Below are 20,534 nucleotides of genomic sequence, written 5' to 3' on the forward strand. Positions count from 1 at the left end.
TTCTTAGCTACGCTCCAGAATGTTCTTAGCTCTTTTGTTAAGGAAGTGAAACAACTTTACCTATAAATGTCGTCAAATAATTGGCGGCTGATAAGCTCCATCAGGAACCAGGGAGATGTACATGCGCCTATTGACCCCCCTCGGCAGCGCGGTTCTTTTGGCCATGGCCTGCTCGTCCCAGGCTCAGGCCATGACACTGACCGAAGCGATCCAGAGCACCATCGCGACCCACCCGGAGCTGGCATCACGGGTGGACAGCCGTCTGTCAGCGGATGAGGACGTAAAGGTCGCCAAAGGGGGCTTTTATCCATCGGTTGATTTGAACGCCGCCTACGGGCGCGCGTACAGCGATAACACCAATACCCGGGCGCTCACCCCCAACGGGCACAACACTGAAACCTTGAACTACACCCAGTCGGAATTGCGCCTGCGGCAAATGCTCTTTGACGGGTTCAACACCGCTAATGAAGTCGGGCGCACCCAAGGTGTGGTCAACTCGCGAGCCTATTACGCTCAAGGCACGGCTCAGGATCTGGCCCTGCGCACCACCGAGGTTTACCTCGAAGTTCTCAAACGCCGCGAACTGGTAACACTAGCCAAGAACAACCTGCAAGCGCACTTGCGGGTCAACGATCAGATCGGCCTGCGCACCCAGCGCGGCGTGGGCAGCAACGCCGATGCCGACCAGTCCTCGGCTCGTCGGGCACTGGCAGAAAACAACCTCGACACCGCCGAAGTCGATCTGGCTGATGCCGAGTCGAACTTCTATGCCGTTGTGGGGCGCATGCCCGATGAACTCGAAACCCCGCCGTCGATTCGCGGCGAAGTCCCTACCTCCCTGCCCGAAGCCCAGCAGAGCATGGTGGAAAACAACCCTTACCTGAAATCCGCGCAGGCCGACGTGCAATCGGCCGAAAGCCAGTACGAAGTCGCCAAGTCGCCGTTCTATCCGCGCTTCGACGCCGAGGCTGCCGTGGGCGCGAACAACAACGTGCAGGGTGACAAAGGCCACGACAACGAATGGCGGGTCGGCGTGGTGATGAACTACAACCTGTTCCGCGGCGGCAGCGACAAGGCGCGCCTGGCCTCCGACTCGCACAAGATCAACCAGGCCATGGATATCCGTAACAATGCCCTGCGCCAGCTCAACGAGAACATTCACCTGGCCTGGAACGCCATGGTCAATGCCAAGAAACAAACTCCGACCGCCCGTGAATACGCCGACACCAGCAAACGCGTACGCATTGCCTACCAGGATCAGTTCGGCCTCGGTCAACGGACCCTGCTGGACCTGCTGGACAGTGAAAACGAACTCTACAACGCTAACCGTCGCTACACCGAAGTGCGCTACACCGAAGAGTTTTCGATGTACCGCGTCCTGGCGAACATGGGCCAGTTGTTGAGCAAACAAAGGGTTGTACTGCCCGCCGACGCGATCGCCCAGACCGAAGTGAAAAACGAAGCTCGACTGCCTGATATGAAGTAGTGCATGGGAGGGTTCAATGACCAGCATGGAACCCGGCAACACCGGTGTCGATCCGCGCCTGAGCTTCGATGACCCGCTTCTGGACGGTCTGCTGATCCTCTGCAAACTCCATGGCGCGACGGTCAGTCGCGCCAGCCTGAGTGCCGGGCTCCCCATGGCACACCAACGCCTGAGCCTGGACCTGCTGCCCCGCGCAGCGGCCCGGGCCGGTTTGCAGGCGCGTTTGCTGCGCCGTGACCTCAAGGACATTTCCCCGCTCAACCTGCCCGTGCTGCTGCTGCTCAACAACGGCCGCACGGCCGTCCTGCGCCGTTATGGCGAGGACGGCAAGGTGCTGATCCTGCCCAGCGAAGCCGACGGCGGCGAACAATGGCTCAGCGCTGAAGAGCTGGCCGAACACTACAGTGGCCAGGCGTTGTTTGCCCGGCCACGCCACGAACTCGAAGACTTGCGCTCGCCGCTGGTGCCTCGGGTCCAGGCCTGGTTTCGCGATACGCTGAAACTGTCGAAATGGCTCTACAGCGATGCGCTTCTGGCGAGTTTCCTGATCAACCTGCTGGGTCTGATGGTGCCGCTGTTCGTGATGCAGACCTACGACCGTGTGGTGCCGAACCAGGCCACTTCGACCTTGTGGGTGCTGGCAATCGGTTTGCTGATCGGCACCGTTTTCGAACTGGTGCTGCGAGTCGTGCGCGCGCACTTGCTGGATACTGCCGGCAAGAAAACCGACGTGATCCTGTCGGCCACCCTGTTCGAGCGCATCACCGGCATGGCGATGAAAGCACGGCCGGCGACCATCGGTGGTTTTGCCCAAAGCATTCATGACTTCCAGGGCCTGCGGGAGTTTCTCACCGCTGTGACCCTCACCAGCCTGATCGACCTGCCCTTCTGCCTGCTGATGCTGCTGGTGATCGGCCTGCTCGGTGGCTGGCTGGTGGTGATCCCGATTCTGGCGTTTCCCATCACCATTATCTTCGCCATGGTGATCCAGGTACGCCTGCGCGACACCGTACAAAAGAGCCTCAGCCTCGGTGCCGAACGCCAGGCACTGTTGATCGAAACCCTTAGCGGCCTGGAAACCCTCAAGGCCTGCAGCGCCGAAAGCGAACGCCAGCACAAATGGGAAAGCACCCACGGCGCCCTCACCCGCCTCGACAGCCATGCGCGCAATCTCTCGGCCCTGGCCACCAACGGCACGCTGTTCATCCAGCAGCTGTCGGGCATGGCGACCATCGTCGCCGGGGTCTACAGCATCATCGCCGGCAACCTCAGTGTCGGTGCCCTGGTGGCCAGCTACATGCTCGGCAGCCGGGTGCTGGCGCCACTGGGACAGATCGCTGGCCTGATCACCCGCTACCAGCAAGCGCAACTGACCATGAAAAGCACCGACGCGCTGATGGGCCTGCCCCAGGAGCGCGACGCCAGACAACGGCCGCTGGAGCGCACCCAGCTGCAAGGCGCGCTGGATGTCGTCGGCGTGAACTTCCACTACAACGGCCAGAGCGCTCCCGCCCTGGCCAACATCAGCTTCAGTGTGAAACCCGGTGAACGCATTGGCATCATCGGCCGCAGCGGCTCAGGCAAAAGTACCCTGGCGCGGCTGGTGATGGGGTTCTACGAACCGGATGAAGGCCAGTTACTGCTCGACGGCCTGGACTTGCGACAACTGGACGTCGCCGACCTGCGGCATCAGATCGGTTACGTCGCCCACGACCTGCCGCTGCTGGCCGGCAGCCTGCGCGATAACCTGACCCTCGGCGCGCGCTACATCAGCGACTCACGCATGCTCGAAGTGGCGGAAATGACCGGGGTCACCGAACTGGCCCGGCAACACCCGCACGGCTTCGACCGGCCCGTGGGCGAACGCGGACAACTGCTGTCCGGCGGTCAGCGCCAGGCGGTTTTGCTGGCCCGGGCATTGTTGCTCGACCCGCCGATCCTGTTGCTGGACGAACCTACCAGCGCCATGGACAACAGCAGCGAAGACGTTCTGCGGAAAAAACTCCACGGCTGGGTCCAGGGCAAAACCGTGCTGCTGGTGACTCACCGCACCTCGATGCTGAGCCTGGTCGACCGGTTAGTGGTGCTGGACAACGGACGGATCGTTGCCGACGGCCCGAAAGAAGCGGTCATCGATGCACTGCGCAAGGGCCGTGTCGGCTCTGCGGCTGTTTAGGAGTTGGCCATGTCTGCTGACCTGCCTGTAACAACGAAAGCACGTGGCTACTTCAACAGCTTCGGCAAAAGCGCCGAAGTCGAATTCATGCCGGAAACCGCCGGCGCCTCATTGCAGGACTCACCGCGCTGGTCGCGAATCACCGTGTGGCTGGCCGCCGCGCTGGTCGTCAGCGCACTGGTCTGGGCTAAATTCGCCGTGTTGCAGGAAGTGACCATGGGCGAAGGCAAAGCGATTCCGTCGAGCAAAGTCCAGGTGATCCAGAATCTGGAGGGCGGCATCGTCACTGAAATTTTCGTCCGTGAAGGGCAAATGGTGAACAAGGGCGACACCTTGCTGCGCCTGGATGACACCCGCTACCTGTCGAACAAGGGCGAAAGCGAAGCCGATCGCTATGCCTTGACCGCGCAGGTCGAACGGCTTTCGGCCGAGGCTGAGGGTCGGCCGTTCAAGCTATCAGAAGAAGTGATCGCCAAAGCCCCGCAAGTGGCCGAAGACGAGCGCTCGCTGTACGAGCAGCGGCAACGTCGACTCGCGAGCGAGCAGCGCACGCTGACCGAGCAACTTCGGCAAAAAACCCAGGAGTTGGCAGAGTTCCGCTCGAAACAGGGACAGTTCAGCTCCAGCCTGGCGCTGCTGCAACAAGAAATGAACATGTCCACGCCGCTGGTGGGCACGGGTGCGGTGTCACCGGTGGAAATCCTGCGGCTCAAACGCAGCGCCGTGGAGATTCGCGGCTCGCTGAACGCCACCACCCTGGCGATTCCCCGGGCCGAATCGGCGATCAACGAGATCAAAAGCAAGATTGATGAGTCGGAACAGACCTTCCGCTCGGAAGCCGCCAAAGAGTTGAATGAGAAACGCACCGACCTGTCGAAAATCACGGCATCGAGCATCGCCATCGACGACCGTGTCACCCGTACCACGGTCGTATCGCCGGTGCACGGCATCATCAAGTTGTTGAAGGTCAACACCATCGGCGGCGTAGTTCAACCGGGCAGTGACATGGTGGAAATCGTGCCGCTGGAAGACAACCTGCTGATTGAAGCCAAGGTCCGCCCGCAAGACGTTGCATTCCTGCATCCGGGCCAGAAAGCCATGGTCAAGTTCAGTGCCTACGACTACACGATTTACGGCGGCCTGAGCGCCAAGCTGGAGCTGATCGGTGCCGACACCATCACCGACGACAAGGGCAACAGCTTTTATCTGATTCAGGTGCGCACTGACAAAAACCATCTGGGCGGGGATGTGAAACCGCTGCTGATCATCCCGGGGATGGTGGCGACGGTGGACATTATTACCGGGGAGAAAACGGTGCTGGATTACTTGCTTAAACCGGTGTTGAAAGCGCGGACCGAGGCGATGCGGGAGCGGTAGTGATTATCCGGGTTTTGTGGTGATTGATCTGGCCTCATCGCGAGCAAGCTCGCTCCCACAGTGTCCGTGTCGTACACAAAATCTGCGAACATGACAAAACCTGTGGGAGCGAGCTTGCTCGCGATGAGGCCGGCAAGACCACCGATCATTTTTCAGAATGATTACGCTGGTAAACCTCCTCCCCCATCGCCGCAATCTGCCCATCGATCAATGCCTCGAATGGCTTTAACAACGGCGCAAACGAAGTCGGTGCCTCAAGGGTTTCAAGCGCCTGCACAATCGCCTCCACCGTCGACAACGCTCCCGGTCCCGGCGCCTTGCGCAGGCGATAGCGGGACACACCGCCTTCGGCCAGCGTCACCCTCGGCAACGCCGCCAGCAGCGGATTGAGGTGCAGCATCTTGCGCGCCTTGCGCCAGGTGCCGTCCGGGACGACCAGCAACAACGGTTCGTCTGTCGCGGCATAAGCCTGCATCGGCTGCGCATCGTCTCCGGGGAACAACAAACGCGCCTGAAATCCAGGCTGATTGAGCAATGCCGGCAAATCCTCGAACACCTCCCCCACGATCAACTCGGCATTGTTCAAACCCAACGCTGCCAACCGCGCTGTATTCAGCGCATGGTTCACTTCGCCCGGATGCTGCAACAGCAACACCCGGCTGCGGCTGTCGAGGCTCGGGATCAACGGGCACAGGCAGTGGCTTTGCGGGCGCAGGCAGCGCGGGCAGTGGATTCTGGACATCTTCTCAGGCCTGATTCAGTTGGGCTTTAAGCAAGTCGCGGAACGTCTGGATCAGCGGCTCGCGGCTGCGGCCCCGGCGCACGATCATCGAGAACGGCGCCTGATAACCGAATGTCGCCGGCAGCAACACCCGCAAGTCGCCCTTGTCGGCCCAAGCCTGGGCGTAGTGCTCCGGCAAATAGCCGATGTAGGCGCCGGACAGCACCAGAATCAACTGGGCTTCCATACTTTCCACGGTCGCGGCGCTGTGCTTGAAGCCGTGACGCGCCAGTTCAGCCTGGCTCCAGTAGCCACGACCGACCATGCGCTGCTGGGTGATGACCTGCTCGGGAATGCGCCGCTCATTGAACAGTGGATGGCGCGTGCTGCAATACAACCAGTGTTGTTCACGGTACAGCGGCATGTACACCAGGCCGCTCATGCGCGTGGAGAACGCACCGATGGCCAGGTCAAGACGGTTGTCCTGCACGCCGAGTTGCAATTCGTAAGGACTCATGACCGACAGGTGCAAGTGCACGGCCGGGTGTTCCTGGCTGTAGGCGCCGATGGCTTCGGCGAACGGCAGAGCCTTGTCGCTGACGGTGGAGTCGATCACTCCGAGGTTCAACGTACCGCGCAACTCGCCCTTGAGCGCGGCGGCGTACTGCTCGAAGCCCTCGAGTTCGCCCAACAGACGCAGGGTTTCCTGATGGAACAGCTCACCCTTGCTGGTCAGGCTGAAACCGCCACGACCGCGATGGCAGAGCACCAGGCCCAGGGCCGATTCGAGCTGGCTCATGTAGGTGCTGATGGCCGACGTCGAGAGATTGAGTTCCTGCTGGGCGTTGGCGAAGCCCTGATGCCGCACCACGCTGACGAAGATGCGCAATAGTTTCAGGTCGGGTAAAGCGTTGGCCATGTCGGGCTCCGGTGGAAGGGAACACAAACCCTGTGGGAGCGGGCTTGCTCGCGAAAGCGGTGTATCTATTTACATTGATGGCGACTGATACGACACCTTCGCGAGCAAGCCCGCTCCCACAATGGTTGCAGTGCTCACCCCTGGATTGCCAGGCATCAGGGGTTCTGCGTATGGCGTGAAGTCTATCGCTGCCACATCAATTAGTTTAGAAAAATCTGAACTAAGTATTTGCCCGTAGCGATTCTTCCCGGCCACTACATTTCGCAGAATCGGCCCACAACGGTGCCCGTACCTTCCGTGAACGGCGCAACCCTATAAATAAAACAACGACGATGAGGCCCTACCCGTGGACAAGATTCTTCACCAACCACTGGGCGGTAACGAAATGCCGCGCTTCGGCGGCATCGCCACCATGATGCGACTCCCCCACTTGAGTACCGCTGCCGGCCTGGACGCTGCCTTCGTAGGCGTACCGCTGGACATCGGTACCTCGCTGCGCCCAGGCACCCGTTTCGGGCCTCGCGAAATCCGCGCTGAATCGGTAATGATCCGCCCGTACAACATGGCGACTGGCGCTGCGCCGTTCGACTCGCTGTCGGTTGCCGACATCGGCGACATCGCCATCAACACCTTCAACCTGCTGGATGCCGTACGGATCATCGAAGAATCCTACGACAACATCCTCGAACACGATGTGATCCCCCTGACCCTGGGCGGCGACCACACCATCACCCTGCCGATCCTGCGTGCCATCCATAAAAAGCACGGCAAGGTCGGCCTGGTGCACATCGACGCTCACGCCGATGTGAACGACCACATGTTCGGCGAGAAAATTGCCCACGGCACCACCTTCCGTCGTGCTGTCGAAGAAGGCCTGCTGGACCCGGACCGTGTCGTGCAGATCGGTCTGCGCGCCCAGGGCTACACCGCTGACGACTTCAACTGGAGCCGCAACCAGGGCTTCCGTGTGGTTCAGGCCGAAGAGTGCTGGCACAAATCGCTGGAGCCGCTGATGGCTGAAGTCCGCGAGAAAGTCGGTGGCGGTCCGGTCTACCTGAGCTTCGACATCGACGGCATCGACCCGGCCTGGGCACCTGGCACCGGCACCCCGGAAATCGGCGGTCTGACGACCATTCAGGCGATCGAGATCGTTCGTGGCTGCCAAGGCCTCGACCTGGTCGGTTGCGATCTGGTAGAAGTCTCGCCCGCTTATGACACCACTGGTAACACCTCGCTGCTGGCCGCCAACCTGCTGTACGAAATGCTCTGCGTACTGCCTGGCGTAGTCCACCGCTGAGGATGGTTCATGAACGAGCGCGATCAGGTTTTGAAAGCCGCCGCCGATCTGGTGTCCGCTTTTGCCCGTAACGATCGCGAAGCCTACTTCGGCGCGTTCAGCGCCGATGCCAGCTTCGTCTTCTATACCCTCGAACAGCCCCTGCTGTCGCGCGACGCCTACCAGGCGATGTGGGACAGCTGGCGCGCCGAGGATGGCTTCGAGGTGCTCTCGTGCACCTCGAGCAACGCTTTCGTCAGCCTGCAGGGTGACGTGGCGGTTTTTATCCATGACGTAGCCACCGAGCTGCGCATGCAAGGGGAGCAGCACTTTAGCCAGGAGCGCGAGACGATTGTTTTCAAGAAACAAGCGTCTGGCCAAGAACAACAAGGCCTATGGCTGGCCTGCCACGAACATTTGTCCGCGATGCCGGAAGGGCTGCCACCCCCTTAGCCAACACAGGTGACGCTCACGCACGATGAGCGCGCCTTTATGATCGGAGCTGATCATGAATAACAACAACAAAGACCAAAGCCTTACGCAAATTGAAACCTACGGGGTCGAACAGATCCCGGACAACGAACGCACCGCTGGCCCGACGGATTTGTTCCGGATGATCTTCGGTGGTTCCAACACCTTTGCTACCGCCGTCCTCGGCAGTTTCCCGGTGCTGTTCGGCCTGTCTTTCCAGGCAGGCGTCTGGGCGATTGTGCTGGGCGTATTGCTGGGTTCGCTGATCCTCGCGCCAATGGGCCTGTTCGGTCCGATCAATGGCACCAACAATGCCGTGTCTTCCGGTGCGCACTTCGGCGTGCACGGGCGGATCGTCGGCTCGTTCCTGTCGCTGTTGACCGCCATCGCCTTCTTCTCACTCTCGGTGTGGAGTTCGGGTGATGCGCTGATCGGTGGCGCCAAACGCCTGATCGGCCTGCCGGAAACCGACCTGACCCTGGGCCTGGCCTACGGTCTGTTCGCGATTCTGGTACTGACCGTGTGCATCTATGGCTTCCGCTTCCTGTTGTGGGTCAACAAGATCGCGGTGTGGAGTGCCAGTCTGCTGTTCCTGCTGGGCATCTTCGCCTTCGCAGGTCCTTTCGATGCGAACTACGCCGGCACCGTGAACATGGGTCAACCCGGTTTCTGGGCCGCCTTCATCGGTGCAGCGCTGGTGGCCATGAGCAACCCGATTTCCTTCGGCGCGTTCCTCGGCGACTGGTCGCGCTACATCCCGCGTGACACCTCCAAGCGCCGGATCATGGCGGCGGTGGTGATTTCGCAGATCGCAACGTTCATCCCGTTCCTGTTCGGCCTGACCACCGCCACCATCGTAGCGATCAAGGCACCGGACTACATCGCGGCCAATAACTATGTCGGCGGCCTGCTGGCAGTCTCGCCGAGCTGGTTCTTCCTTCCGGTGTGCCTGATCGCAGTGATTGGTGGCATGTCCACCGGCACCACCTCGCTCTACGGCACCGGCCTGGACATGTCCAGCGTGTTCCCACGGGTACTGTCGCGGGTCAAGGCCACGCTGCTGATCGGTGTGATGTCGATTGCCTTCATCTTCATCGGACGCTTCGCGGCCAACCTGGTGCAGAGCGTGTCGACCTTCGCCGTACTGATCATCACCTGCACCACCCCGTGGATGGTGATCATGATCATCGGCCTGCTGGTGCGTCGCGGCTTCTACTGCCCGGATGACCTGCAAGTATTCACCCGCGGTGAAAAAGGTGGCCGTTACTGGTTCACCCACGGCTGGAACTGGCGTGGCCTGGGTGCCTGGATCCCGAGCGCGGCCGTCGGCCTGTGCTTCGTGAACCTGCCGGGGCAATTCGTCGGTCCACTGGGCGAAATGGCCGGCGGTATCGACATCAGCCTGCCAGTGACCCTGGGCCTGGCCTCGGTGGTGTACCTGGCGCTGCTGAGCCTGTTCCCGGAATCGAGCGCAGTGTTCGGCCCGAACGATTCACGCAGCAAGAGCACGGATTCGCTCGCTAAACCGGCGATGCGACAAGTCGCCTGACTGGTGGGAGCGGGCTTGCTCGCGAAGGCGGCGGCACATTCAACACTGATGTGACTGACAGACCGCTTTCGCGAGCAAGCCCGCTCCCACAGGGATTGATTTTCAGCCTCACATAAAAAAGACAATCGGAGACACGCCAGCATGGCTTTGGATTTATTCGTTGTACTCATCTACGCTGCCGCGATGCTGCTACTCGGCTATTACGGCATGCGCAAGGCCAAGACCAACGAAGACTTTTTGGTCGCAGGGCGCAACCTCGGCCCAAGCCTGTACATGGGTACCATGGCTGCCACCGTCCTCGGCGGTGCGTCCACCGTGGGCACCGTGCGTCTGGGCTACGTACATGGCATCTCCGGTTTCTGGCTTTGCGCCGCACTGGGTTGCGGGATCGTGGCGCTGAACCTGTTCCTCGCCAAACCACTGCTCAAACTGAAGATCTACACCGTTACCCAGGTGCTGGAAAAACGCTACAACCCGATGGCCCGCTCCGCGAGCGCGGTGATCATGCTGGCTTACGCGCTGATGATCGGCGTGACCTCGATCCTGGCAATCGGCACCGTCCTGCAAGTGCTGTTCGGCCTGCCGTTCTGGATCTCGGTACTGCTCGGTGGCGGCGTCGTGGTGATCTACTCGGCCATTGGCGGCATGTGGTCCCTGACCCTGACCGACATCGTCCAGTTCATCATCAAGACCGTAGGCCTGATGTTCATCCTGCTGCCGATCTGCATGTACCGCGTCGGTGGCTGGGATGAGTTGGTAATGAAACTGCCGGCCGCGAGCTTCAGCTTCACCACCATCGGCTGGGACACCATCATTACCTACTTCATGATCTACTTCTTCGGCATCCTGATCGGTCAGGACATCTGGCAACGGGTGTTCACCGTCAAGACCGCCAAAGTGGCTCAGGTTGCCGGTACCGCTGCCGGTATCTACTGCATTCTCTACGGTCTGGCCTGCGCCCTGATCGGCATGGCTGCACACGTACTGATCCCGGATCTGGACAACGTCAATAACGCCTTCGCCGCCATCGTCAAACTGTCCCTGCCGGACGGTATCCGTGGCCTGGTCATCGCTGCCGCGCTGGCCGCCATGATGTCCACCGCCAGCGCCGGCCTGCTGGCTGCTGCTACCACCCTGACCGAAGACCTGCTACCGAAACTGCGTGGCGGCAAACAGTCGAGCCTGGCGATCAACCGCCTGTTCACCCTGTTGACCGGCTGTGTGGTTCTGGCCATTGCCCTGGTCGTGAACGACGTGATCAGCGCCCTGACCCTGGCCTACAACCTGTTGGTGGGCGGCATGCTGATCCCGCTGATGGGCGCGATTTTCTGGAAACGCGCCACCACCGCCGGCGCCATCGCCAGTATGGGCATGGGCTTCGCCACCGCGCTGCTGTTCATGTTCAAGGACGGTCTGGATGCCAACACCCCGATCTACTACAGCCTCGGCGTTGGCCTGGTGAGCTTCGTGCTGGTGAGCCTGCTGTCCCCTCGCCCGGTGACTGTGGCCAGCGCTGCCTAAGCTATACATAACGACTTGATGCTTTCTTCGACGGGTGTGGCGTCGGTTGCCACACCCGTTTTTTTTCGTCTGGAGAAAACGTTTTATGAAGATTGTTTCTCGCGACCAGTGGTTCGAAGTGAAACCGCTCAGTGACGGCATCCGCCTGATTCACGAGCCGTACATCCGGCCTTTCTACCGCTGCAACCTCTGGCACATCCAGGGCCGCGACAAAGACCTGCTGCTGGACAGCGGCTCGGGCCTGGTCAGCTTGCGCGAACAACTGCCGTGGATCACCGAACGGCCGCTGGTGGCCGTCGCCAGTCATTGCCACTTCGATCACATCGCCGGTCATCACGAGTTCAACGAGCGCCTGGTGCATCCGGCCGAGGCGGACATTCTCGCCGCGCCGGATGGCGACAACGACTTGAGCAAAGCCTTTGTCGGCGACGACATGTTCGAGGCGCACCCTGATTGCCCGCTGTGCTACGCCGAATACCGGGTCAAAGCCGCGCCGGCCACGGGGTTTGTCGAAGATGGAGATGTGCTGGACCTGGGTAATCGAGTGTTGCAGGTCGTGCACACACCGGGACACTCGCCGGGTGGCATCTGCCTGTACGAAGCCGCCACCGAGACCTTGTTCAGCGGCGACATCATCTACGACGGCCCGCTGATCGAAGACGCCTACCACTCCAACCTCGATGACTACGCCCGCAGCCTGCAACGCCTGCACGCTTTGTCGATCCGCACGGTGCATGGCGGGCACTTCGGCAGTTTTTCCGGAGAGCATTTGCGCAACATGATTGACGAATGGCAGCGTTCACACGGCTAAAGCCTGCTGTACTCAGCGGCAGGGAGAACTACACCCACCTCTTCGAAGAACGCTCATGAAAGAAGCTGCCGTTCGTGCTGTCGTGCATTGCTTTATCAGCCGCCTGCTGGAAGGTCGGGATGACTTCGACGACAACGCCAGCCTGGCGCAGTTGGGATTGGATAAAGAAGATATCGAAGAGCTGATCTTCCATCTGGAAGATGAGTTGGGTGTAACGGCGTTTTCCGTGGAGGAAGACCGGATGCTCAAGACCGCCACGACAGCGAATGACTTGAGCCGGTTTTTGCTGGAGATCGGGCGGGATTGAGGCTGTCAATGGCAAGCATGCTGTTCTGTGGCGAGGGGGCTTGCCCCCGTTGGGCTGCGGAGCAGCCCCAAGCCCCTTCAACCCGGTTACATCTGGCGGACCACGTCGGGCGATTTACGACTGCTTCGCAGCCGGACGGGGGCAAGCCCCCTCGCCACAAAAAGCCCCGAGCACCAGCCTTTCAGAGCTATTCGTTACCGGCGACGCTGCTGGCGTCGGCGCTGTTCGTCATCAGTGCGGATAGGCACGGGTTGCAGCGGCGGTTCGATCAGACCGAGAGCCACGCCCAGGTCATGCAGCCAGTTTTGAATTTTCTCTTTCATGGTGCCCCCTTCAGGGTAGTGCCGAGCGGCCGAAATTCTGTAGCCCCTTCGCACTGATAATAGTCCGAAGTCCAACGCAATGCTCGCGCAAAGTCGCAAGGATCTGTTACTGAATCCATCACAATCAGCCTGTGTTCAGGCAATTTCCTGCGCCTGTACCCATGTCGGCGGATAAACCGCCTGTTGCTGCTCGATCCAGGCATTCAGGTTGGCCCCGACCATGCCCTTGCGCCACATCAGCCAGGTGGTAGCGCTGGCAAATGGTTCGGCCAACGGATGCACTGCCACACTCTCACGGCCTGGCAGGCTGGCAAGCATCGACTCCGACATCAGCGCCACGCCGGAACCGGCAATCACGCAAGCGAGCATTCCCGGATAGGACTCGATCTCCATCGCCCGGCCCATGGCCGCATGGTCATGGGCGAACCAGGCTTCCAGGCGCATGCGGTAGGAGCAGCCCTGGCGAAAGGTGAACACTGAACGCCCTTGCACATCCAGTGCACTGCGCACGGGCGGGTGATCGGCCTCGCTGATCAGCACCAGGCGCTCCTCGCACAAAGGCACGCCGTCGAGCCCGGCCAGTTCCAGCGGGCCATCCACCAGCGCCGCATCGAGTCGGCCGGTGAGCAGGCCTTCGAGCAATTCACCGCTGGGGCCGGATTGCACTTGCAGGTTCACCGCCGGATACAACCGGTGGTAGCGCGCCAACAGCCCCGGAAGGTGGATAGCAGCCGTGCTGTACATGGTGCCGAGCACAAAGTCGCCCGCCGGTTGCCCGCCCTGCACGGCCGCGCTGGCTTCGTCGCGCAAGGCAAACAGCCTGGCGGTGTAGTCCAGCAGGACTTTTCCCGCAGGCGACAGCTGCAAGCGCTGACGCTCACGCAGGAACAGTTCGACACCCAGTTGCTCTTCCAGCTGTTTGAGCCGGGTCGACAGGTTCGACGGCACTCGATGCAGCCGTTCGGCGGCCCGGGTGATGGACCCTTCCTCCGCCACTGCCTGAAAGATGCGCAATTGGCTGAACTCCACGACATTCTCCAAAAAAGAACAAGTTACTCACTATTATTCATTTTTAAAGAAAGTCAATCAGTCCTAGCCTGACGGTCATTGATCCTCCAAACGGAATCCAGACCATGTCTCCCCTGATTCGCCTATCCGCCAGTTTCGTTGCCCTGATGATGGCCATGGGCATCGGCCGTTTTGCCCTGACACCGCAACTGCCGCACCTGCTCAGCGAAGGCCAGATCGACCTGACCGCCGCCGGGCTGATTGCCGCCGCCAACTACCTCGGGTATTTCATCGGTGCGGTGGACGCCATGTTCTCCCGACGTCCACCACAAGTGCGCTGGCGCTTGCTCGGCGGATTGTGGCTCTGCGTGTTGCTGACCCTGGCGTCGTTCTGGGCCAGTGGTTTCTGGTCGCACTTGCTGCTGCGCTTTGGCACCGGCGTGGCCAGCGCCTGGGTGCTGGTGATGATCACCGCCCTGAGCCAGCCGCTCGCGGCAGCGGCCGGGCGTCCAAGGCTCGGCGCCCTGGTCTTCGCCGGACCAGGTTTGGGGATTTTCCTGACCGGTTTATTGGCCTTGGGCTCGAATCTGTTAGGCCAGACATCCGCCACCTTGTGGCTGGTGTACGCCGCCGCAGGTCTGGCGATGCTGCTGGGAATCCTGCCGTTCCTGCCGCAAACGGGCACAGGCGCAACCGCTGCGCCCAGTGCCAGCGCGTCGAGTCATCAAGGCATCGCTCGCCTGGGCTTGATCTACGGCTTGTACGGATTGGGCTACATCATTCCGGCGACCTTTTTGTCGCAAATGGCCAACGCGCAGTTCCATGGCCAATGGCAAGCCGACCTGTTCTGGCCTTGCTTTGGCCTGGCGGCGGCAACCGGCGTGGTGCTGGTGAGTCTGCGTCGACAAAAACCGGACGCCACGCGTCACTGGCTGATGGCGACGTTATGGCTGCAAGCCGCTGGCGTGTTCGCCTGCCTGCTGGGCAACGGGCCAGGCCTGGCGCTGGGTGTGATCCTGTGCGGCACGCCGTTCCTGGCCTGCATGCAACTGGTGATGCAACGCTCCCGGGAACTGGCCCCGCACGCCACCCAGCGCAATGCCGGCCTGTTGACGGCCTGCTTCGCCGTGGGCCAGCTCAGCGGACCATTGCTGGCGGCGCTGAGCAGTCATTTCAGTGGCGGTTTGCAGCCGGCACTGGTGGTCGCCGGCAGCGGCTTGCTGATCGCCGGCGGTCTGTTGATCGCGCCGGTCAGTGCTGACCGAGGGCTTTGCGCAAACGACGACGCAACCACTGCTCAGCGCTGACAAAGGTGATGCCCGCCAATACCAGCACTGCGCCGATGATGAAGTTCAGGCTCAGCGCCTCGCCCAACAGCACCACCCCGAACGTGACGCCGAACAACGGCGTCATGAACGAAAACACCGCGAGGTTAGCCGCCAGGTAACGGCGCAGCAGCCAGAACCAGACGAGGTAACTGAAGAACGACACGACCACGCCCTGAAACAGCACACTGGTCACTGCCACGGAGGTCAGGCTGACATGGGTTATCTGGCCGCTGAGTAGCGCAATCAATAACAGACCGAAGAAACCGACAATCAACTGATAGAACAGCGTCAGGGTCACTGGCGCCTCCGACAGGCGCGAGGCGCGTACCACCACAGTGGTCGCTCCCCAGGCGGCCCCCGCCAGCACACCCAAGGCATCACCCATCAACATGCGGTAATCAAGGTTGTCCCAGGACACGCCCCCGGCAAACGCGATGGCAATCCCGATAAAGGCCAGGACAATCCCCAGCCATTGCAAGGGTCGCAAGCGCTCACTGGGCAACAACCAGTGCACCCCCAACGCAGTGAAGATCGGCGCGGTGTAGAGGAACACCGACATGTGCGCCGCCGTGGTCAGTTGCAGGCCTTCGGAGATGAAGAAGAACTCCAGGCCGAACAAGGCGCCGGCCAACAAACCGCCGCGCCAGGTTGTACTCACCTGGTTCCAGCCGCCCTTCCAGCAGATCAGCAGCCCGACCAGCAACGCCGACATACCGGAACGTCCGGCCGCCTGCATCACCGGCGCAATATCGGCCGCCGCCCACTTGATCATCACCTGCTGAACGCCCCAGACCAGGCACAACCCGACCATCACTTGCAGGGCAAACCCGTCGGCGCTGCGCCGAGTGGCGCTCACCGGAACACCTCGAAGACACAATCCATGGCAAAGACTCGGCAGTAAAAGCAAAGCCCCGGCCTTCTCGTTGAAAAGAAAACACCGGGGCGAAAAATCAGTTGTCGATTATTAACCAGAAGGCCGGAAAATGCCGCCTGCCAGAGACCTTCACTTCTCTGCTTGCGCCATCCTGGCCTTCTGTATTGTCAGGCAATCAACTCAGTTCGATACGGTCGGCATGAATGACAATCTGGCCATTCTTGTACAACGCGCCGATGGCCTTCTTGAAGTTGCCCTTGCTGACACCGAACAGGCTGCTGATCAACGCTGGATCGCTCTTGTCGCTGACCGCCAGGGTGCCGTTGTTTTCGCGCAACCTGGCGAGGATCTTCGAGTTCAGGCTGGTGGCCGCTTCCTGACCGACCGGTTGCAGGCTCAGGCTGATTTTGCCGTCGGCGCGAACTTCCTTGATGAAGCCCTTTTCTTCTTTACCGGCGCGCATGAACTTGAAGATTTCGTTCTTGTGGATCAGGCCCCAATGCTTGTTGTTGATGATGGCCTTGAAGCCCATGTCAGTGGCTTCGGCCACCAGCAAGTCCACTTCCTGACCCGCGGTGTAGTTGGCAGGGGTCTTGTCCAGGTAGCGGTCCAGGCGCGCGGTCGCGGTGATGCGACGGGTGTGCTTGTCGAGGTAGACGTGCACCACCACATACTCGCCCGCCTTCATCTGCCGTTTCTCTTCGGAGAACGGCAGCAACAGGTCCTTGGGCAAGCCCCAGTCCAGGAATACACCGATGCTGTTGACTTCAACAACTTTCAAACTGGCGAATTCACCGACTTGAACTTTCGGCTTTTCAGTAGTTGCGATGAGTTTGTCATCGCTGTCCAGATAAATAAAAACGTTGAGCCAGTCTTCATCTTCGGTAGGAATATCTTTTGGAATATAACGATTAGGCAGAAGGATTTCGCCATCCGCGCCACCGTCCAGATATAAACCGAAGTTAGTGTGTTTAACCACTTGCAAACTGTTGTAGCGCCCGACTAAAGCCATGTCCAATACCCTCATTGCGTGGGCGGCATTCTACCCGGTTTTAAGCGTCGCGTTTGGCACCCGGCCCGGTGGCACGAGAAAATCCGCTGAAAGCCTCAATTTTCCCGGGTTTGCATCGCACACCTGTCCGCTCGTCAGACCGATCCGGGCATTTACGCCACGTCCAGGCCAGCGTAACGCGGTATTTTTCAAGGCAATGTTCTTATTTAAAACAGCAGCTTAGGCGCATATTTCAAATATCGACCGATGACTGATTGCCCAGTCTTCACGAGTATTGCGAGGGGATATTTGCCAAGCAATTATCAGGTGTTTCCTGTACGATGCCTGGCCAAGTTAATTTTCTACAGGTTAATGGCCGCCATGCGCGTAAAAGCATCCACCAGCAAAGCAAAGCCAGCTCCAGCCGTCGAAACCAGCGAATCGATCAACAGCCAGATCGCAGCGTTCCTCAAGTCCGGCGGTGAAATCCAGCAAATTGCCAAAGGCGTCAGTGGCCAGACGTTCGGCCCGTCCAAGCAGATCACCCTGGGCAAAAAGTAATCCCCTCGCGTCACCTGGTCCCAAAGCGCTTTGAGCTTCGAAGCGCTTGGACTGGAACCCTCGCTTCTCCCCTGCGCCACTCCTCCAGATCCTGTGAAAATCGCCGCCCGGTCTTCATTGCCGATCATTCGCCGGTATCCTTGCACGCGTCGGCATCAAGCGTTGCAATGGGCTCACCAGCCTGCCTCACTGTTCATGAAATGACGCCTGTTCAAACCTTCCTGTTTATCGGCTGAACTGCCGGGTTCATCCCGGGTTCACATGAGAATCAGAGCCGAAGACTGGCTTTCGCAAGGATTCGTCCATGTCCCGCTGGTTTAAACATTTCGCCGTTGTGCTCACCGTCGCCCTCGCCCTCGGCGCGTGCAGCCGCATAGGCCTGGCCTACCGCAATCTCGATGTGATCATCCCATGGACGCTCAGCGACTACCTGGACATGAACGGCGAGCAAAAAAGCTGGCTGAACGAACGCCTGAAGGAACACCTGAGCTGGCACTGCACCACCCAATTGCCCGGCTACCTCGACTGGCTGGACCGCCTGCAAACCATGATCGCGACCAACCAGGTCACCGATACCGCATTGCAGGCCCGCGCCCAGGAAGCCGAACAAGCGATCGCCGAGACCGCGCGGGAAATCACCCCGTCGGCCATCGAGTTGTTGCAAGGGCTGGATGACAAGCAAGTCGCCGAAATGAACGAAGCCTTTGCCAAGGACCAACGCAAACGCCAGGAGGAATACCTCAAGCCCTCCCTCGACCAGCAGATCAAGGAGCGCGGCGAGCGCATGGAAAAGCGCCTGAAGGACTGGCTCGGGCCACTGAGCACCACCCAGCAACAGCGGGTAGCCACATGGTCCAGCGCCTTGGGCGAGCAAAACATCCAGTGGCTTGCCAACCGTGCCCATTGGCAGAAGCAGTTCAGCGCGGCCGTTGCACAACGCCACAGTCCACAATTCCCACAACGAATCGAGACACTTCTGGTCAATCGTGAGAGTTTGTGGACGCCCGCCTATCGCCACGCCTTTGCCAACACCGAAGCTCAGGCACGTTCGCTGTTCGTGAATCTGATGGCTGAAAGTACGCCGGCTCAGCGTGAACGTTTGCTGAAAAAAATCGAGGGAGTGCGCAAGGACTTCAGCGACTTGAAGTGCTTGAAAGCGGCGAAACAAAGTTAAGCACTACACAATGCCATGTGGGAGCGAGCTTGCTCGCGATTGCGGTCTCACTGTCAAAATCAATGTTGAATGTGATGGCCTCATCGCGAGCAAGCTCGCTCCCACAGAGGGGCCACACAAACTTCAGGCAATCTGCGCTTCATGTAGCAGGCGCTCAGCCGGGCTTTTGCTGACGAGCGACCGGCGGTATGTCGAATTCCACGCAAGCCAAACGACTAGGCTGTGTAAGTCACCTCCCCGCCCCACGCAGGAGAAAACAATATGAACATTCAGAATCATCCCGTCGTGTCGCGGGAAGAATGGCTCGCCGCACGCAAATTGCACCTTGCCCACGAAAAAGCCTTCACCAAGGAAAGGGACAGACTCAGCGCCGAACGCCGCGCCCTGCCCTGGGTGAGAGTCGACAAGGACTACCGCTTCCAGGGCCCCGGCGGCGAACTGAAACTGGCCGACCTGTTTGGCGGCCGCAGTCAGCTAGTCATCTACCACTTCATGTTCGCCGAGGGTTGGGACGAGGGCTGTCCCGGTTGCTCATACCTCAGCGATCACATCGACGGCGCCAACCAGCACCTGGCCCACCATGACGTGGCCGTGGTAGCGGTTTCCCACGCACCGTTCGCCGAATTCCAGGCGTTCAAACGGCGCATGGGCTGGAAGTTCGACTGGGTGTCGTCAGCAGGATCTGACTTCAACTATGACTTTGGTGTCTGTGCCCGAGCCGAAGACGTCGCCGCCGGAAAGGCTACGTACAACTACGAAAAAACCGACGGCTCCGAGGAAGAACTCCCTGGCCTCAGCGTGTTTTATCGCAATGACGCCGGCGAAATCTTCCATACCTACTCTACTTATGCCCGGGGCCTGGACCTGCTGGTCGGCGCCTACAACTACCTCGACCTGACGCCCAAGGGCCGCAACGAGGACGAAATCATGGAGTGGGTGCGGCATCACGACAAATATGAGGAACAGGAGAAGTCGAGCTGCTGCCATAGTGGTTAGCCCCAGACACCGAGGCGCGGCCTTCGCGGGCAAGCCACGCTCCCACACACAAAATATGTGTTCACACCAGGCCCCTGTGGGAGCGGGCTTGCCCGCGAAGAGACCCGACCATTCAACACAAAGTCCCCAGATTAAAAACAAGGCCAAGACAATGAACGTCACCCTCAAAACCCTGCCCCCGGCCCGCGTCGCCTACCTGCGCTACACCGGCCCCTACGGCCCGGGGATCGGTACCTTCTGGCGCGAAACGGTGGCCCCGTGGATGATCGAAAACAACCTGCTCAACCGCGTGCGCTACGGCATCGGCCACGACGACCCGAGCACCACGCCAGCGCAATACTGCCGCTACGACGCCTGCGTCGAAGTGCCCGCCGATTTCGAACCCAAATACCCGTTCGCCGTCACTCACCTGCCCGGTGGCCGCTATGCCGTCGCCGAATTCACGGGGCCAGCCAGCGAAATTCCAGCCGGCTGGTGCGAGATGTGCACGCAGTGGATGCCGCAAAGTGGCCTGGAATACGACCAGCGCCCGGGGTTCGAACGCTATCCGATAGAGGCTTCCTACGATGAAAAGACCGGGTTCATGGAGCTGCAGATGTGTATCGCGGTGAAAGACTGATCGAGACGGGCATCCCGGGGCCGCCCATACCTTTGACTGAACTTCC

General features: G+C 60.2%; 20 protein-coding genes. 14 read left to right on the forward strand and 6 right to left on the reverse strand.

The features are described from left to right. The first annotated feature begins 121 nt into the window (after positions 1–121). The 3 genes from ABIA48_RS07250 to ABIA48_RS07260 are packed head-to-tail and all read left to right on the forward strand — an operon-like array spanning position 122 to position 5,039. The gene (locus ABIA48_RS07250) at positions 122–1,486 is read left to right on the forward strand and encodes a TolC family outer membrane protein (RefSeq protein WP_429487560.1); all 1,365 of its coding nucleotides are present in this window, start codon (positions 122–124) and stop codon (positions 1,484–1,486) included. Between the two features lie 16 nt (positions 1,487–1,502). Next, positions 1,503–3,662, forward strand: coding sequence for a type I secretion system permease/ATPase (locus ABIA48_RS07255; protein WP_429487562.1), 2,160 nt, complete (start codon positions 1,503–1,505; stop codon positions 3,660–3,662). Positions 3,663–3,671: 9 nt separating this feature from the next. Then, positions 3,672–5,039, forward strand: coding sequence for an HlyD family type I secretion periplasmic adaptor subunit (locus tag ABIA48_RS07260; RefSeq protein WP_429487564.1), 1,368 nt, complete (start codon positions 3,672–3,674; stop codon positions 5,037–5,039). A gap of 145 nt (positions 5,040–5,184) precedes the next feature. Here ABIA48_RS07260 and ABIA48_RS07265 read toward each other — a convergent pair whose 3' ends face one another. Together ABIA48_RS07265 and ABIA48_RS07270 are read right to left on the reverse strand one after the other, a co-directional pair. Further along, positions 5,185–5,781 (reverse strand): tRNA-uridine aminocarboxypropyltransferase, encoded by a 597-nt coding sequence (locus tag ABIA48_RS07265; protein WP_429487565.1) that lies wholly within the window; start codon positions 5,779–5,781, stop codon positions 5,185–5,187. 4 nt (positions 5,782–5,785) lie between these two features. Continuing rightward, a complete protein-coding gene (locus ABIA48_RS07270; protein ID WP_007984914.1) occupies positions 5,786–6,679 on the reverse strand; it encodes a LysR family transcriptional regulator in 894 nt (297 codons plus the stop codon). Between the two features lie 346 nt (positions 6,680–7,025). Between ABIA48_RS07270 and speB the strand changes: the two genes are divergently transcribed. The 6 genes from speB (at position 7,026) to ABIA48_RS07300 (ending at position 12,614) form a co-directional block, all read left to right on the forward strand. Further along, a complete protein-coding gene (gene speB, locus ABIA48_RS07275) occupies positions 7,026–7,976 on the forward strand; it encodes an agmatinase (RefSeq protein WP_429487568.1) in 951 nt (316 codons plus the stop codon). 9 nt (positions 7,977–7,985) lie between these two features. Then, positions 7,986–8,408: a YybH family protein gene (locus ABIA48_RS07280; protein WP_429487570.1), complete on the forward strand. Its 423-nt coding sequence runs from the start codon at positions 7,986–7,988 to the stop codon at positions 8,406–8,408. Positions 8,409–8,463: 55 nt separating this feature from the next. Next, positions 8,464–9,975 carry a purine-cytosine permease family protein gene (locus ABIA48_RS07285; protein ID WP_429487572.1) on the forward strand — a complete coding sequence of 504 codons (1,512 nt, stop codon included), beginning with the start codon at positions 8,464–8,466 and terminating at the stop codon, positions 9,973–9,975. Between the two features lie 141 nt (positions 9,976–10,116). Then, positions 10,117–11,496: a sodium:solute symporter gene (locus ABIA48_RS07290; RefSeq protein WP_322614406.1), complete on the forward strand. Its 1,380-nt coding sequence runs from the start codon at positions 10,117–10,119 to the stop codon at positions 11,494–11,496. Positions 11,497–11,581: 85 nt separating this feature from the next. Then, positions 11,582–12,307 carry an MBL fold metallo-hydrolase gene (locus tag ABIA48_RS07295; protein ID WP_429487574.1) on the forward strand — a complete coding sequence of 242 codons (726 nt, stop codon included), beginning with the start codon at positions 11,582–11,584 and terminating at the stop codon, positions 12,305–12,307. 55 nt (positions 12,308–12,362) lie between these two features. Further along, complete coding sequence (locus tag ABIA48_RS07300; RefSeq protein ID WP_429487576.1) at positions 12,363–12,614, forward strand: acyl carrier protein; 252 nt, start codon at positions 12,363–12,365, stop codon at positions 12,612–12,614. Between the two features lie 194 nt (positions 12,615–12,808). Here ABIA48_RS07300 and ABIA48_RS07305 read toward each other — a convergent pair whose 3' ends face one another. Together ABIA48_RS07305 and ptrR are read right to left on the reverse strand one after the other, a co-directional pair. Then, a complete protein-coding gene (locus ABIA48_RS07305; protein WP_007914492.1) occupies positions 12,809–12,937 on the reverse strand; it encodes a PA1414 family protein in 129 nt (42 codons plus the stop codon). Positions 12,938–13,072: 135 nt separating this feature from the next. Beyond that, positions 13,073–13,966, reverse strand: a complete 894-nt coding sequence (gene ptrR / locus ABIA48_RS07310) for a putrescine utilization regulator PtrR (RefSeq protein WP_429487578.1) — start codon at positions 13,964–13,966, stop codon at positions 13,073–13,075. 104 nt (positions 13,967–14,070) lie between these two features. Between ptrR and ABIA48_RS07315 the strand changes: the two genes are divergently transcribed. Then, positions 14,071–15,252, forward strand: coding sequence for an MFS transporter (locus ABIA48_RS07315; protein ID WP_429487580.1), 1,182 nt, complete (start codon positions 14,071–14,073; stop codon positions 15,250–15,252). On the opposite strand, the gene ABIA48_RS07320 is transcribed toward ABIA48_RS07315, so the two are convergent. Next, positions 15,197–16,129 (reverse strand): DMT family transporter, encoded by a 933-nt coding sequence (locus ABIA48_RS07320; RefSeq protein WP_429487582.1) that lies wholly within the window; start codon positions 16,127–16,129, stop codon positions 15,197–15,199. The two genes, ABIA48_RS07315 and ABIA48_RS07320, sit on opposite strands and share 56 nt — an antisense overlap. 193 nt (positions 16,130–16,322) lie before the next feature. Next, a complete protein-coding gene (locus ABIA48_RS07325) occupies positions 16,323–17,159 on the reverse strand; it encodes a S1-like domain-containing RNA-binding protein (RefSeq protein WP_204934754.1) in 837 nt (278 codons plus the stop codon). A 351-nt stretch (positions 17,160–17,510) separates the two neighbouring features. Between ABIA48_RS07325 and ABIA48_RS07330 the strand changes: the two genes are divergently transcribed. The 4 genes from ABIA48_RS07330 to ABIA48_RS07345 all read left to right on the forward strand — a co-directional run bounded on the left by ABIA48_RS07330 (position 17,511) and on the right by ABIA48_RS07345 (position 20,488). Further along, positions 17,511–17,699, forward strand: a complete 189-nt coding sequence (locus ABIA48_RS07330; RefSeq protein ID WP_015096330.1) for a hypothetical protein — start codon at positions 17,511–17,513, stop codon at positions 17,697–17,699. A gap of 304 nt (positions 17,700–18,003) precedes the next feature. Further along, positions 18,004–18,873: a DUF6279 family lipoprotein gene (locus ABIA48_RS07335; RefSeq protein ID WP_429487585.1), complete on the forward strand. Its 870-nt coding sequence runs from the start codon at positions 18,004–18,006 to the stop codon at positions 18,871–18,873. A gap of 261 nt (positions 18,874–19,134) precedes the next feature. After that, on the forward strand, positions 19,135–19,869 hold the full coding sequence (locus ABIA48_RS07340; RefSeq protein WP_429487587.1) for a DUF899 domain-containing protein: 735 nt from the start codon (positions 19,135–19,137) through the stop codon (positions 19,867–19,869). Positions 19,870–20,020: 151 nt separating this feature from the next. Beyond that, entirely contained in the window at positions 20,021–20,488 is a 468-nt protein-coding gene (locus tag ABIA48_RS07345) for an AraC family transcriptional regulator (protein ID WP_429487589.1), read from the forward strand. The last annotated feature ends 46 nt before the right edge of the window (positions 20,489–20,534 follow it).

This window comes from Pseudomonas sp. S30_BP2TU TE3576, assembly GCF_050436025.1.
Taxonomy (GTDB): Bacteria; Pseudomonadota; Gammaproteobacteria; order Pseudomonadales; family Pseudomonadaceae; genus Aquipseudomonas.

What these genes read in the sequence shown, in the direction of transcription:
- ABIA48_RS07250 (WP_429487560.1), top strand. Translation starts at nt 122, where the DNA reads ATGCGCCTATTGACCCCCCTCGGCAGCGCGGTTCTTTTGGCCATGGCC.
- ABIA48_RS07265 (WP_429487565.1), bottom strand. Translation starts at nt 5,781, where the DNA reads ATGTCCAGAATCCACTGCCCGCGCTGCCTGCGCCCGCAAAGCCACTGC.
- ABIA48_RS07290 (WP_322614406.1), top strand. Translation starts at nt 10,117, where the DNA reads ATGGCTTTGGATTTATTCGTTGTACTCATCTACGCTGCCGCGATGCTG.
- ABIA48_RS07260 (WP_429487564.1), top strand. Translation starts at nt 3,672, where the DNA reads ATGTCTGCTGACCTGCCTGTAACAACGAAAGCACGTGGCTACTTCAAC.
- ABIA48_RS07280 (WP_429487570.1), top strand. Translation starts at nt 7,986, where the DNA reads ATGAACGAGCGCGATCAGGTTTTGAAAGCCGCCGCCGATCTGGTGTCC.
- ABIA48_RS07345 (WP_429487589.1), top strand. Translation starts at nt 20,021, where the DNA reads ATGAACGTCACCCTCAAAACCCTGCCCCCGGCCCGCGTCGCCTACCTG.
- ABIA48_RS07325 (WP_204934754.1), bottom strand. Translation starts at nt 17,159, where the DNA reads ATGGCTTTAGTCGGGCGCTACAACAGTTTGCAAGTGGTTAAACACACT.
- ABIA48_RS07270 (WP_007984914.1), bottom strand. Translation starts at nt 6,679, where the DNA reads ATGGCCAACGCTTTACCCGACCTGAAACTATTGCGCATCTTCGTCAGC.
- ABIA48_RS07305 (WP_007914492.1), bottom strand. Translation starts at nt 12,937, where the DNA reads ATGAAAGAGAAAATTCAAAACTGGCTGCATGACCTGGGCGTGGCTCTC.
- ABIA48_RS07315 (WP_429487580.1), top strand. Translation starts at nt 14,071, where the DNA reads ATGTCTCCCCTGATTCGCCTATCCGCCAGTTTCGTTGCCCTGATGATG.
- ABIA48_RS07340 (WP_429487587.1), top strand. Translation starts at nt 19,135, where the DNA reads ATGAACATTCAGAATCATCCCGTCGTGTCGCGGGAAGAATGGCTCGCC.
- ABIA48_RS07285 (WP_429487572.1), top strand. Translation starts at nt 8,464, where the DNA reads ATGAATAACAACAACAAAGACCAAAGCCTTACGCAAATTGAAACCTAC.
- ABIA48_RS07335 (WP_429487585.1), top strand. Translation starts at nt 18,004, where the DNA reads ATGTCCCGCTGGTTTAAACATTTCGCCGTTGTGCTCACCGTCGCCCTC.
- ABIA48_RS07255 (WP_429487562.1), top strand. Translation starts at nt 1,503, where the DNA reads ATGACCAGCATGGAACCCGGCAACACCGGTGTCGATCCGCGCCTGAGC.
- ABIA48_RS07295 (WP_429487574.1), top strand. Translation starts at nt 11,582, where the DNA reads ATGAAGATTGTTTCTCGCGACCAGTGGTTCGAAGTGAAACCGCTCAGT.
- ABIA48_RS07300 (WP_429487576.1), top strand. Translation starts at nt 12,363, where the DNA reads ATGAAAGAAGCTGCCGTTCGTGCTGTCGTGCATTGCTTTATCAGCCGC.
- ABIA48_RS07330 (WP_015096330.1), top strand. Translation starts at nt 17,511, where the DNA reads ATGGCCGCCATGCGCGTAAAAGCATCCACCAGCAAAGCAAAGCCAGCT.